Origin of the sequence: Nioella sediminis (assembly GCF_001879695.1) — a bacterium.
Classification (GTDB): domain Bacteria; phylum Pseudomonadota; class Alphaproteobacteria; order Rhodobacterales; family Rhodobacteraceae; genus Nioella; species Nioella sediminis.
Genome location: NZ_MNBL01000156.1, coordinates 16671 through 29911, shown reverse-complemented (window position 1 = coordinate 29911; position 13241 = coordinate 16671). Strand labels below are relative to the sequence as shown.

At 65.3% G+C, this 13241-nt stretch carries 13 protein-coding genes; 4 read left to right on the top strand and 9 right to left on the bottom strand.

The annotated features are described in order from the left end of the window. The coding region (locus tag BKY26_RS17560) for a type I glyceraldehyde-3-phosphate dehydrogenase (RefSeq protein WP_071691674.1) at nucleotides 1-716 on the bottom strand (716 nt) is incomplete at its 3' end. Between the two features lie 501 nt (nucleotides 717-1217). Continuing rightward, nucleotides 1218-3233, bottom strand: coding sequence for a transketolase (tkt, locus tag BKY26_RS17555; RefSeq protein WP_071691673.1), 2016 nt, complete (start codon nucleotides 3231-3233; stop codon nucleotides 1218-1220). 274 nt (nucleotides 3234-3507) lie between these two features. Between tkt and BKY26_RS17550 the strand changes: the two genes are divergently transcribed. Together BKY26_RS17550 and BKY26_RS17545 are read left to right on the top strand one after the other, a co-directional pair. Next, nucleotides 3508-4281, top strand: coding sequence for a hypothetical protein (locus BKY26_RS17550; protein WP_071691672.1), 774 nt, complete (start codon nucleotides 3508-3510; stop codon nucleotides 4279-4281). Further along, entirely contained in the window at nucleotides 4274-4717 is a 444-nt protein-coding gene (locus BKY26_RS17545; protein ID WP_071691671.1) for a cell division protein ZapA, read from the top strand. The genes BKY26_RS17550 and BKY26_RS17545 overlap by 8 nt, the downstream gene beginning before the upstream one ends. A gap of 22 nt (nucleotides 4718-4739) precedes the next feature. Here BKY26_RS17545 and BKY26_RS17540 read toward each other — a convergent pair whose 3' ends face one another. Both BKY26_RS17540 and BKY26_RS17535 read right to left on the bottom strand, forming a co-directional pair. Further along, on the bottom strand, nucleotides 4740-5951 hold the full coding sequence (locus BKY26_RS17540; protein WP_071691670.1) for an MFS transporter: 1212 nt from the start codon (nucleotides 5949-5951) through the stop codon (nucleotides 4740-4742). Between the two features lie 36 nt (nucleotides 5952-5987). Next, on the bottom strand, nucleotides 5988-6656 hold the full coding sequence (locus tag BKY26_RS17535; RefSeq protein WP_071691676.1) for an SDR family NAD(P)-dependent oxidoreductase: 669 nt from the start codon (nucleotides 6654-6656) through the stop codon (nucleotides 5988-5990). Between the two features lie 124 nt (nucleotides 6657-6780). On the opposite strand from BKY26_RS17535, the gene BKY26_RS17530 reads away from it, so the two are divergent. Further along, entirely contained in the window at nucleotides 6781-7374 is a 594-nt protein-coding gene (locus BKY26_RS17530) for a biotin transporter BioY (protein ID WP_071691669.1), read from the top strand. A 337-nt stretch (nucleotides 7375-7711) separates the two neighbouring features. Here BKY26_RS17530 and BKY26_RS17525 read toward each other — a convergent pair whose 3' ends face one another. The 3 genes from BKY26_RS17525 to BKY26_RS17515 all read right to left on the bottom strand — a co-directional run bounded on the left by BKY26_RS17525 (nucleotide 7712) and on the right by BKY26_RS17515 (nucleotide 9913). Next, entirely contained in the window at nucleotides 7712-8134 is a 423-nt protein-coding gene (locus tag BKY26_RS17525; RefSeq protein WP_071691668.1) for a DUF1284 domain-containing protein, read from the bottom strand. Next, on the bottom strand, nucleotides 8127-9602 hold the full coding sequence (purF, locus tag BKY26_RS17520; protein ID WP_071691667.1) for an amidophosphoribosyltransferase: 1476 nt from the start codon (nucleotides 9600-9602) through the stop codon (nucleotides 8127-8129). Before purF ends, BKY26_RS17525 begins: the two co-directional genes overlap by 8 nt. 119 nt (nucleotides 9603-9721) lie before the next feature. Next, a complete protein-coding gene (locus BKY26_RS17515; RefSeq protein WP_071691666.1) occupies nucleotides 9722-9913 on the bottom strand; it encodes a hypothetical protein in 192 nt (63 codons plus the stop codon). Between the two features lie 156 nt (nucleotides 9914-10069). Between BKY26_RS17515 and BKY26_RS17510 the strand changes: the two genes are divergently transcribed. After that, the gene (locus BKY26_RS17510) at nucleotides 10070-11257 is read left to right on the top strand and encodes an alpha/beta hydrolase (RefSeq protein WP_071691665.1); all 1188 of its coding nucleotides are present in this window, start codon (nucleotides 10070-10072) and stop codon (nucleotides 11255-11257) included. A gap of 7 nt (nucleotides 11258-11264) precedes the next feature. On the opposite strand, the gene BKY26_RS17505 is transcribed toward BKY26_RS17510, so the two are convergent. Then, a complete protein-coding gene (locus BKY26_RS17505; RefSeq protein ID WP_071691664.1) occupies nucleotides 11265-11831 on the bottom strand; it encodes a CvpA family protein in 567 nt (188 codons plus the stop codon). Between the two features lie 33 nt (nucleotides 11832-11864). Further along, complete coding sequence (radA, locus tag BKY26_RS17500) at nucleotides 11865-13232, bottom strand: DNA repair protein RadA (RefSeq protein WP_071691663.1); 1368 nt, start codon at nucleotides 13230-13232, stop codon at nucleotides 11865-11867. Between the last annotated feature and the right edge of the window lie 9 nt (nucleotides 13233-13241).

Genomic DNA, 13241 nt, shown 5'->3' with positions numbered 1-13241 from the left:
GAGACGTTCGGGGTGGGCACCCGCATCGCGGTCCCGTCGAGCTTGCCCGCCAGTTCCGGCAGCACCTCGCCAAGCGCCTTGGCGGCCCCGGTCGAGGTCGGGATCATCGCCATGGCCGCAGCGCGGGCGCGGTAGAGGTCGCTGTGGCGACGATCCAGTGTCGGCTGGTCGCCGGTATAGCTGTGGATCGTGGTCATCAGACCGCTTTCGATGCCGATCGCATCGTTCAGCACCTTGGCCAGCGGCGCCAGGCAATTGGTGGTGCAGGAGCCGTTGGAAACCATGGTTTCGCCATCGACCAGATCGCGGTGGTTCACGCCATAGACCACGGTGCGCTGGACGTTTTTGGCAGGGGCCGAGATCAGGACCGACTTGGCGCCCTGTTCCATGTGGACATTGGCCTTGGTGCCGTCATTGAACTTGCCGGTGCATTCCAGAACCACGTCGCAGCCCGACCAGTCCAGTTCGCGCGGGTCATAGGTGGAGAAGACCTTCATCGGGCCGCGGCCCAGGTCCATCGTGTCGCCTTCGGTGGTGACGGTGCCGGCAAAACGGCCATGGACGCTGTCATAGCGCAACAGATGGGCCGAGGTCTCGATCGGGCCGGTGGCGTTGATCTTGACGACCTGAACGTCGTTGCGGGCGCTCTCGGCGATATGGGCCAGCGTGCAACGGCCGATGCGGCCAAATCCGTTGATGCCGATGGTGACAGTCATGGCGCGTGCTCCTTGGGTCTGCTTGCGCCGGTGTATAGGTGGTGGGGGCGGGTCTGAGAACCCGAAAAGCCCAAGATTTGCAGCCTGTTAGCGATAAAAGTGCCTGTTAGCGCATAACAATCGTGGCTTTGCAGCATCCGGGTCGCGCAACAATTCGGGACGGGGCAGCGCGTCTCGCGCAAGGAACGGAAACAATGGCCCCGAATCCCTGATGGGGCGCGGGAATGCTCTTCGAAGAGCATTTGGGCGCCACTGATGACACACGGGGAAAAACGCACAGGTCGGGGGCTGGCGGGTGGTGACGACGTTTGACGACGGCGATCCGGTGGACATGGGCGGTGGAATGCGCTTCGAAGCGCATTGAAACGGCCCTTCGAAGGGCCGTCCGGGTCGACGAGGCAACGCCTCGGCGACACCGGCAGAAAAAACGCCGTCCCGATCGGGATCGGAACGGCGCCAGACGCAGAAACCCGGGGGTGTGACCCGCGGGGTCCCGATTCCTTAAAGCAGCGATTTGACCTTCGCGGCCACGGCCTCGGCGGTGATGCCGAAATGGGCATAGAGCTCGCCTGCCGGGGCAGAGGCCCCGAAGCTGTCCATGCCGACAAAGCCTGCTTTGGCCTCGCGGCCCCGTTCGCCAAGCAGCCACTGGTCCCAGCCCTGGCGCACGGCGGCCTCAACGGCCACGCGGACGGCGCCGCCGGGCAGAACCCGCTTGCGGTAGGCGTCGTCTTGCGCGGCGAAGAGCTCCATACAGGGCATCGACACGACGCGCGCGCCGATCCCTTCGGCCTGCAAGATGTCCCGCGCCTCCATGGCGATGGACACTTCCGACCCGGTCGCCATGATGATCGCCTGCCGCTTGCCCTCGGCATCGGCCAGCACATAGGCGCCCTTTTCGACGAGGTTGGAATTCTTGTGATCGGTCCGCACCGTCGGCAGGTTCTGACGGCTGAGCGCCAGGGTGGACGGCGTCGCCTTCTGGTTCAGCGCCACTTCCCAGGCCTCGGCGGTTTCCACCGCATCGGCGGGGCGGAAGACCAGCATGTTCGGCGTCGCGCGCAGCATCGCAAGATGCTCCACCGGCTGGTGGGTCGGGCCGTCTTCGCCTACGCCGATGGAATCGTGGGTCATCACGAACTGAACCGAGATCCCCATCAGCGCCGCCAGCCGCATCGAGGGGCGGGCATAGTCGGTAAAGGTAAAGAAGGTGCCGCCATAGGGACGCACGCCGCCATGCAGCGCCATGCCGTTCATGGCCGCCGCCATGCCATGCTCGCGGATGCCGTAATAGACGTAGCGGCCCTTGCGGTTCTCCACGTCGAAGACGCCCATATCGCCGGTCTTGGTGTTGTTCGAGCCCGTAAGGTCGGCCGAGCCACCGATGGTTTCGCCCACCACCGGGTTGATCACTTCCAGCGCCATTTCGCTGGCCTTGCGGGTCGCGACCTTGGGTGCGGTTTCCGAGACCTGCTTTTTCAGCGCCCTGATGGTGGCCGAGAGCTTCTTGGGCATGTCGCCTGCGAAGCTGCGCTCGAATTCCGCCTGCTTCTGGTTCGACAGCATGGCCAGCCGGGTTTCCCACTCGGCCCGCTCCGCCGCGCCGCGCGCGCCGATGGCTTCCCACTCGGCCTTGAGATCGGCGGGCACCTCGAAGGGGCCGTATTGCCAGCCATAGGCCTCTTTCGCGGCCTGAAGCTGCGCCTTGTCGGTCAGCGCGCCATGGCCCTTCGACGTGTCCTGCGCCGCGTGGCCAAGGGCGATATGGGTCTTGCAGGCGATCATGGCCGGGCGGGGGCTGGCCTTGGCGGCGGTGAGGGCCGCGTCGATGGCAACCGGATCGTGGCCGTCGCATTCGAACACGTCCCAGCCCGAGGCCTTGAAGCGCGCCACCTGATCGGTGCGGTCCGACAGGCTGACCTTGCCGTCGATGGTGATGTCGTTGTTGTCCCAGAAGACGATAAGCTTGGACAGTTCATGTCGACCGGCAAGGCCGATGGCCTCCTGGCTGATGCCTTCCATCAGGCAGCCGTCGCCCGCGATGCAATAGGTGTAGTGGTCCATCACCTTGGCGCCCCATCGGGCGCGCAGGTTTTCCTCGGCCATGGCAAAGCCCACGGCATTGGAAATGCCCTGACCGAGTGGGCCTGTGGTGGTCTCCACCCCCTCGACATGGCCGTATTCCGGGTGGCCTGCGGTGATCGCGCCCAACTGGCGGAAGTTCTTCACCTGCTCCAGCGTCATATCGGCGTAGCCGGTCAGGTGCAGCAGCGAGTAGATCAGCATCGAGCCATGGCCCGCCGACAGGATGAACCGGTCACGATCCGGCCAGCGCGGGGCGCTTGCGTCGAATTTCAGGTGCTTTTCAAACAGCACGGTGGCGACATCGGCCATACCCATGGGCATGCCTGAATGGCCGGAATTCGCAGCGGCGACCGCATCGAGCGTCAGCGCGCGGATGCAGGCGGCTTTGCGCCAGTGATCGGGGTTCCGGGCGGCAAGAGCAGAAAGGTCCAAGGGGCGCGTCCTTCATATGTCATGTTAGCGGGCTCGCGCGCGGTCTTAGCAGAGGGGGGGGCAAGTGCAAGCATGCGCAGAGGCGGAGGACCGCCAAAACCGCGTAAAATCGGCCCAACCCGTGGTTTTCGGCCCGGAAATGGTTGCAAATCCGGCCCGGATGCGATTCGCTGTCGGCAGGGGCAGGTGGGCAGACCGCGCCCCTCTATGGCGCGTAAAAAGAACAGCCCGGGATGCGCGCGCGGGCGGTAGAGTAGAAGAGGCGTGGCACAGGATGAACGAGACCACGGATCTGGAACAGATCACGGCGCTTGAACACCGCATTACAACGGCGCTGGACAGGATTGCCAGAGGGGTGGCCGCCCGGACCGCGGCGCAGGCCCCGGCAGCGGCCGAGGATACCGGCGAATTGGAAGAGCGTCTGGCAGCCCTTTCGGCGGCGCTGGAGGAGACTCAGGCGGCGCTGCAATCGGAACAAAGCGCCAATGCGGATCTGACTGAACGTCTGCGCGCGTTGGAATCCGCGCGTCAGGCGGATGCGGATCAGGCAAATCGCGACATTGCCGAGTTGCAGGCACAGCTGAATTCGGCCCCCGAGCCAGCCCCGGAACCGGACGGCCCTGATCGGGAAGAGCTCGAAGCGGAACTCGCCCGGCAACGCGAGGTGGAAAGCGTGCTGCGCCGCCGGATTGCGCGGCTGCGTGAGGAACGCAAGACCGTCCGCGCCGAATATAACGAAGCGCGCGATCAGCTTGAAGAGGTCGAGGGCAAGCTTGACCAGCTTCAGGCCCTGACCGACGCCAGCGCGCCGTCCGCCTCTGGCGAACTGGCGCGTCTGCGCGACAGCAACCGCGCCCTGCGCGACACGATCGAGGAACTGCGCGAAGCCATCGCCGCAGAGGGACCGCCCGATGACGATCTGGTGACCAGTGCGCTTGCGGCGGAACTGGAAAGCCTGAAAGCCGACCGCGCCGCCGAGGCCGCCGAGGCGCGCGCGATCCTGTCCGAAATCCGCCCCGTCCTGCAGGGAGGTGCCGCAGATGCCTGAGATCGTGATCCAGATCGGGGGCCGGGATTTCACCGTGGCCTGTCAGGAAGGCGAAGAGCCGTTCCTGCGCGCCGCCGCCCAGATGCTCGACACCGAGGCCAGTGTTGTTCTTGGTCAGATCGGCCGGATGCCGTCGGAACGGATGCTGCTGATGGCCGGGCTGATGCTGGCCGACAAGACCGCCGGGCTGGAGGAAGACCTGCAACGGGCCGAGGACACCTTGCGCGCCCGCGACCGGGCCTTGGCCGATGCAGAGGAACGGCTGGCCGAACGTGCCCGCCGGATTTCCGAGCTGGAGTCGGCCCCGCCGCCCGATCCCGAACAGGTCTCGGTGCCGGTGATCCCCGCCGATGTGTCCGACAGTCTGGCCGAAATCGCCGCGCGGGCCGAGGCGCTGGCGCTGGAGTTGGAAGAGGGCGGCGCGGATCAGGACTGATCCTGTCACGTTGATCAAACGATCAGGCGGCTCCTTCGCGGGCCGCCTTTTTCTCTGCCTGCCCAAGCCAGCTTGCAGCGCCAAGCCCGATCAGACAGGCCGCCAGCAGGATCGCCAGCCAGATTTCGGTCGCATGGGCAGGGGTCATCAGCGCCCCGGTCAACCAGCTCAATGCGCCGCCTGCCGCAACGGTCAGCGACCCGGTGATCCCGGCAATACTGCCCGCCAGTTCCGGGGCTACGGACATCGCGCCTGCGTGACTGTTGGGCATGGTCACCCCGTTGCCGATGCCCACGAAGAGCGTCGCCACGAAGACCACCGGCAGAGCCGGGCCAAGGGCGAGGGTCAGCACCAACCCCGCCGCAACGCCGGACGTTGCCACGATGCGGCCCGCCAGCATCATCCGCGTGACGCCAGCCCGGACCGACAGGCGCGCCGATAGGAAGCTGCCCATCAGGAACCCGAGCGTGATCGACCCCACGGCGAGGCCGACCATGGCCGGGGTCAGGCCAAAGACCTGACCGGCCACCAGCGGCGCGCCTGCGAGGAAGATGAAGAAGGTGCCGGTGGAAAACATCATCGTCACGGCAAAGCCCCAGAACCGGGGAAGCCGCAGCAATCGGCGGAAGGCGTCGGCCATGGCGCGGAACCCGCCGCCGTTGCGGGCGGCTGTCTCTCCCAGATCGTGCCAGCAGATCGCCAGCAGACCCGCCCCCGCCAGCCCGTAGCCCAGAAAGATCGCGCGCCAGCCAAACGCCGCTTCGATCACCCCGCCCACCATCGGCCCCAGCATCGGTGCAATCGCCATGGACATGGACAAAAGCCCGATCCGGGCGGCGGCCTCTTCGCGGGCATGGGTGTCGCGGGTGATGGCCAGCGTCATGGCAAAGCAGGAGATGATCGCGCCCTGCATCAGCCGCGCGGCCAGGAACAGCGGAAAGCTGTCCGCCAGGTAGCACAGGGCCGAGGCGAGGGTGAACACCGCCAGCGCCACCAGAACCACGGGGCGGCGGCCGAACCGATCCGACAGGGGGCCTGCGATGATCTGAATGAGCGCGGTCAGGCCCAGATATCCCGCCAGCGCCAGATTTGCGGTGGCATAGCTGACCCCGAGCTCTTCCGCGATGGCGGGCAGCGAGGGCAGGATCATGTTGAGCGTCAGCGGCGCCAGCGCTGTCAGTCCGACCAAGGTCCAGAACCGAGGCGGGGTTCGCGCGGGGGAGTGAATGCTCATGCGCGCCCCTTGGGGATCTGGGACGCGCGGCGCATGTCAGGCCGGAAAGAGCGGCGCGAGAAGACGCGCGGCCTCGTCCCTTGGGCTCGCCAGCGCATCCCGATCCTCACCGGGATGGAAGCGGGCGCGCACGGCGGTCGGCATCGGGTTTGGCTTGAGCAGGGCCACACGGGGACCATGCTTGGCGCTTTCCGCCTGCCAGCGGCTGACCAGCGCCCGTTGTGCCGCCTTGGACATGGCATAGGCCCCGCCATACATTGCCTCACCGTCATCGTCGAAGAATACGGCCGTGGCGATGTCGGAGGGTTCGATCAGCGGCTCCACCATCGCAATCAGCCGCGCGGTGGCGCGGATATTGGTGGCGATATTGGCGTCGAGATCCTTTTCGCGGATCTGCGCGGCAGGGGTCAGCGCTGTGGCGTGAATGGCTGCATGCACCCAGATATCGGCCTTGCCCCACCGGTCATGGATCGAGCGGCAGAGATGGGCCATCGCGGCCTCGGTGGTGATATCCATGGGCGCGAGCGTGGTGCTGCCGCCTTTTGCCTGGATCCGATCGTCAAGCTCTTCCAGCCCGCCGGTGGTGCGCGCCACGGCCACCACATGGGCCCCGCGCGCGGCGAGCCATTCTGCACAGGCGGCGCCAAGGCCGCGCGAAGCGCCGGTGACAAGAGCGATCCGGCCATCGAGAGATTTGTGTTCCATGGCCTGCGTGATGGCGGGAAATCCGGGGCTTGGCAAGGGGGCGCGGCCCTTAGCTGCTTGACTTTGCATCGGGGGGCAGAGACAAACGGGCCAAAGGGGAACTTGCTTTCAAAAGGAGACGCGCATGAGCCGCGAAATGACCCTGAGCCAGGCCGTGATCGGCACTGGAAGCACCGCCCGCAAGGCGATGCTGGTACTGGCCGGATCGGCCTTCATTGCAGTTGCTGCCCAGATTTCCGTACCGATGCTGCCGGTTCCCATGACCCTGCAGACGCTGGCGATCCTGATGGTGGGCTTCGCCTATGGTTCGCGCCTTGGGGCGCTGACGCTGGTGGCTTACCTGGCAGAGGGCGCCATGGGGCTGCCGGTCTTCGCTAATGGGATGAACGGGCTGGCCTTCGCGGGCCCGACCGCGGGCTTCCTGCTGGGTTTCGTCGCCATGGCCTGGGCTGCCGGGTTTGCCGCCGAGCGTGGCCTGGCGCGCGGTGTGGTCGGCACGGCGCTGTCGGCGCTGCTGATTTCGGCCGCGCTTTACGTACCGGGCTTGGCCTGGCCTGCGCTGGTTGCCGGTGGCTTCGGGTTCGAGGCCGGTTGGGTCGCGCAGGACGCAGCGTTCTACTGGACCTGGTTCGTCGCGCCCTTCCTTCTGGGCGATGCCGTCAAGGCCGTGATCGCGGCCCTGCTGGTGGCCGGGGGCTGGAAGGCGCTGTCGCGCTGAGGCTTTTCTGTAACTGAGCTTTGGAAGCGCCGCCCTTCGGGGCGGCGTTTTCGTTTCGCCGCCTTCGGCGTCGACCGGGGGAGCGGCCCTCCTCAAGCTCCCTTCGGGAGCCCTCGTCGGGCCGCGTTGCCACGGGATATGTGTGAGGTCTGTGGCAACGAACTGACGGGGGGGATGGTTGAGAGGGCGTTACCTGTTCGCTGAGAGGTCCTGTTGCCGGGATCTGTCCGGCACAGGACCGCTTCAAGGCTGTTTGCGAGTCGTGCCCGCGTCAAGGGCAAGCGGCCTGCGGCCGTCGCTGGCGCGACCCTTGACCCGGCCCCGACTCGCGTGAGGGCTATGCCTTGCTGTCGTGCAGATCCTGAAGGGCAGACTCGCACAGGCCCAGATCGAGCCACTGACACCCCGCGCAGAGCGTGGAGAGGCTGCCGGGTGGCACGTTGTCGAGGATGCGTTTCTGCGCCTGCCCCCAGGTGAGCCTTTCACGAGGCTTGAGGTTCAGCGCCGCCGCATGGGCGCGGTCAAGCTTGGCAATGGCCGATTGGTTGGTGCAGAGCCGCCCGCGCCGTTTGGGGCAGGGGGTGCAGATGTCATCGGTTGCGCCGGTCGTTTCGATGATCACCTCATCACCGCCGGGCGCGCGCAGGCGGTCCACCACGATGGCGGTCATATTGGCGGTGAACGCATCCGAGTAACCCTTTCCCTGGTAGCCAAGCGCGCAGAGAAAGTGATGCGGACGGAAACGGACCGGATCAGGCATCTTCCTTGAGCGCGAGCTTGCCCGCATTCACCACATCCGTGGGTTTCACCGGGTAATCGCCCGAGAAACAGGCGTCGCAATAGCGTGGGCAGGCGGGATCGCGGCCCTCGGCCTCTCCAACCGCGCGATAGAGCCCGTCGAGCGAGATGAACCGCAGGCTGTCCACCTGCAGGTGCTGGCGCATCTCTTCTTCACTCATCGTGGCGGCGAGCAGTTTTTCCCGCTGCGGGGTGTCGACGCCGTAGAAACAGGGCCAGGCGGTCGGGGGGCTGGCGATGCGGAAATGCACCTCTGCCGCACCGGCATCGAGGATCATTTCCTTGATCTTGCGGCTGGTGGTGCCGCGCACGACGCTGTCATCGACGAGGATCACCCGTTTGCCTTCAATCAGCGCCCGGTTGACGTTCAGCTTGAGCCGCACGCCCATGTTGCGGATCTGCTCGGTCGGTTCGATGAAGGTCCGGCCCATATACTGGTTGCGGATGATCCCCATGGCGTAGGGGATGCCCGATTCCAGCGAAAAGCCGATGGCCGCGGGCGTGCCGCTGTCGGGCACCGGGCAGACCAGATCGGCCTCGACCGGGGCTTCCTTGGCCAGTTCGCGGCCAATGGCTTCGCGGGTTTCATAGACCGAGCGGCCCCCAAGGATGGAATCGGGGCGCGAGAAATAGACATGTTCGAAGATGCAGGGGCGCGAGGCGCGTTCTTCGAAGGGGTGGAAGCTTTCCAGCCCCTTTTCGGTGATCACCACCATTTCGCCCGGTTCGATCTCGCGCACGAACTCTGCGCCGATGATGTCGAGCGCGCAGGTTTCCGAACTCAGCGCCCATCCGTCACCCACCTTGCCCAGAACCAGCGGGCGCACGCCGAGCGGGTCGCGCACGCCGATCAGCTTGGTGCGCGTCATGGCCACGACGGAAAACGCCCCTTCAACGCGGCGCAAGGCGTCCTTCATCCGTTCGGGGATGGTTTTCTGATAGCTGCGTGCCATCAGGTGGATGATGCATTCGCTGTCAGAGGAGCTTTGGAAGATCGAACCGCGGCCAATGAGTTCGCGCCGCAATTCCTCGGCATTCACGATATTGCCGTTATGGGCAATCGCCGCGCCGCCCATGGCAAACTCGCCAAAGAAGGGCTGCACGTCGCGGATCGCGGTGTTGCCCTTCGATCCGGCGGTGGAATAGCGCACATGGCCGATGGCCAGCGGGCCGGGGACGGTTTTCATCACCTCTTCGGAGGTGAAGTTGTCGCGCACATAGCCGAAACGGCGAGCGGAGTTGAAACCCTGTTCGGGGTCATGGGCGACGATGCCGCCTGCCTCCTGCCCGCGATGTTGCAGGGCGTGGAGGCCGAGGGCCACGAAATTCGCCGCGTCGGCAACGCCAATGACGCCGAAGACACCGCACTCCTCCTTGAGCTTGTCGTCATCAAACGGGTGGCTCAGGAAGGGCTTGTCGAGGTCACGCATGGGGGGATGGCTCCGCGTCCGGTGATTCCGCGTCCGTATAGCCCCCCGGGCAGGTAAAGTCACCTGTGACAGATATGTGAATGCGCGATTTCCGATATGTGTTTCCTTCGACCGACGGGTCAGAGCAGGCCTGGAACGATCACCAGAACAGCCAGACCGAAGATGGCCAGAACCGGAACCAGCGACAGGGTCTCGCGGCTGCCGGTGCGGGCCATGTCGGCGGCCTGCTGGCTGCGCATCTGGCGGCCACGGGCCATGTAATAGCCGGTGTCGATGGAACCATCGGGGCGGGTTTTGATCGTGTCGGTCATGGCGTGTCTCCTTTGCATCTGATGGGAACCAGAGTGCCACCACTGCCGAAGCCACGCTTGAAGACGGCCTTTAGAAGGTCTTGGGATTTGCCCGATTTGTCTTGAGACGCGGCTGTTTTCCTTGAGAGATCGCCCAATAGCGCGCAATCATGGGGGATGATCTACCAATTCGCAGATTGCCAGCTTGACGCCCCGTCCCATCTGCTCATGCGGGACGGGCAGGAGGTACATTGCGAGCCGCAGGTTTTTGACTTGCTGGTGCTGCTTGCCACCCGCGCGCCCGCGCTTGTGAGCTATGATGACATGATCAGGGACATCTGGAAGGGGCGCATCGTGTCCGATTCCACGCTTGCAGCACGGGTTGCGGCGGCACGGGCGGCGGTCGGGGATGATGGCAAGCGACAGGCGGTGATCCGCACCGTGCCGCGCCGGGGGGTGCAGCTTGCCGTGCCGGTGACGATCGGGACCAATGACGCAATACACGCGGCACCGTCACGACCGGAGGTCCGGCAGATCATCCGCTACACCAGTTCGCGCGATGGCACGGGGCTTGCCTGGGCCGAGATGGGGGACGGGCTGCCGCTCCTGCGGGCCGGGCATTGGCTGAGCCATCTGGAGCACGATCTTCACAGCCCGGTCTGGCGCCCGCTGCTGGACCGGCAATCCGCCGGGCGGCGGCTGGTGCGATACGATCCGCGCGGCACGGGGCTGTCGGATCGGGATGTCGATTTCTCGCGCGTGAGTGTCGAGGACCTGGCCGATGACCTGGAAGCGGTTGCCGATGCAGCGGGGCTCGACCGGTTCCCGATCTACGCAATCTCGCAAAGCGTGCCGGTAGCGTTGACCTTTGCGGCGCGTCACCCCGACCGGGTCAGCCGTATGATCCTGCACAACGGGTTGGTACAGGGATCGACCGCGCGGGGGGAGCCAGAGAAAACCGAGACGATGGTGGCCATGATCCGCTCTGGCTGGGGGATTCCGGACAGCCCCTTCATGCGGGCGGTCGCGACCGTCTTTGCACCGCGATCCACCCCGGAAGAACTGGAAAGCCTCGTCCATATCCAGACCGTGTCCGCGACCCCGGATAATGCCGCCGAAATCCGGCGCGTCGTGGGTGAGATCGACGTTCTGGACAGGCTGGACAAGATCACCTGCCCGGTGCTGATCATGCATTCTTCGGGCGATGCCGTGCAGTCCCCCGACCAGTCCAAGCTAATGGCGCGTGGGCTGAAGGATGCCCAATTTCAGTCCTGGGACTCGAATAACCACATGCTCGTGCCGAGCGATCCGATATGGGACTCGGTCGTAACCGAGTTCGACCGCTTCCTGTCAGAAGGCGAATAGGCCCGGCTCAGTTGCCGGTCGCCGGACCGCAGCTGTTCACCAGTTCCTCATAGCGGCTGACGATCCAGCCGGGCGCGTCCGAGGGGATCTGTTCCTCGACACGGGTCTGCATGGATTGGAAGATCTCGGCGGACCGGCTGTCGGAAATCACGGCAATCGGCTCGTTCCCGACGATCCGGTCATAGGCGATCAGCGCCACGACAACCAGCAGCACCCCGCGCAGCACCCCGAAGAGGAAGCCAAGCCCCGCATCCAGCCCGCCGATGGCAGACCGCTGCACGGCGCTGGAAAAGAACGGGGTGAACAGGGAAATGACCACAAGCGCGATGGCGAAGACGGCGGCAAAGGCTGCGATGACCGCCAATTCGCAAGAGCCGTTGAGGAAATCGCCCAGATAGGGGATCTCGAACATCAGTTCCTTGGCGCGGGGGGCAAAGAGGAAGGCCACGATGGCCGCCACGATCCAGCCCGCAATGGACAGCGCCTCGCGCACGAAGCCACGGGAATAGGCGAGAATGGCGGAGATCACGATCACACCGGCCACGACCCCGTCAAAAATGGTAAAACCTTCCATTATCTCTCTCGTCTCCCTCGTGGCTCGGGCCGGTCAGCCTGCGCCGAAAATATCACCAGTAAACCGGGCCAGGTCCGGCATCAGTTTCAAATCCATATCAGCCCCGTCGGTGATTTTGCATCCCTCAGGTGCGATTGCGGAGGAAAAACCAAGTTTCCGCGCCTCTTTCAACCTGTTTTCGGCCTGAGAGACCGGGCGTAACGCGCCGGAAAGGCTCAATTCGCCGAAAACGACGCATGTTGCGGGCAGGGCTTCGTCCTCTCGCGCGGACAAAAGCGCGGCGGCCACGGCCAGATCGGCAGCGGGTTCCGAGATGCGCATGCCGCCCGCTATGTTGAGATAAACGTCGAGCCCCTGAAAGCTGATGCCCACCCGCGCCTCCAGCACGGCCAGGATCATCGACAATCTGCCGCCATCCCAGCCCACAACCGCGCGGCGAGGCTGGCTGAGCGACGAGGGCGCGACAAGGGCCTGTACCTCGACCAGAACGGGGCGCGTCCCTTCGATGCCTGCAAACACCACCGACCCCGGCGCGCGCGCCTGCCGGTCGGACAGGAACAGGGCAGAGGGGTTGGGCACTTCGGCCAATCCGCCGCCGGTCATCTCGAAGACGCCGATCTCATCCGCCGGGCCAAAGCGGTTCTTGACGCTGCGCAGGATACGGAACTGATGGCCGCGTTCGCCTTCGAAATAGAGCACGGTGTCGACCATATGTTCCACCACACGGGGGCCAGCGATCTGGCCTTCCTTGGTGACATGGCCCACCAGCATCACGCTGACGCCCTTGCGCTTTGCGAAGCTCACCAGTTCATGCGCGGCGGCGCGGACCTGACTGACGGACCCCGGCGCGCTGTCCACGGTATCGAGCCACATGGTCTGGATGGAATCGATCACCACGAGGTCGGGCTTTTCGGTGTCCAGCGTCGTCAGGATGTCGCGCAGGTTGGTTTCTGCGGCGAGCTTTACCGGGCTGTCGCCAAGCCCTAGCCGCTGCGCGCGCATACGGACCTGCGCCGTCGCTTCCTCGCCCGAGACATAGATCACCTTGAGGCCCGTGCGCGCGAAACTGGCGGCTGCCTGCAACAGAAGCGTGGATTTCCCGATACCGGGGTCACCGCCGACCAGCGTGGCGCTGGCCCCGACCAGCCCGCCACCGAGCACTCGGTCAAATTCAGCAATCCCCGATCCGTCGCGTGCGGGCGGGCGTTCTTCCGTCGCCAGATCGGTCAGCGCCATGCCCTTGCCCTTCATGCCCCCAAGCCCCTTGGCACCGGGGCCCATGGACAGCGGCGTTTCTTCCTGAATGGAATTCCACTCGCCACAGGCATCGCAGCGGCCTGCCCATTTCTTGTGGGTGGCGCCGCAGGCGGAACAGACGAATTGGGTGACGGGTTTTGCCATTGGATTGGC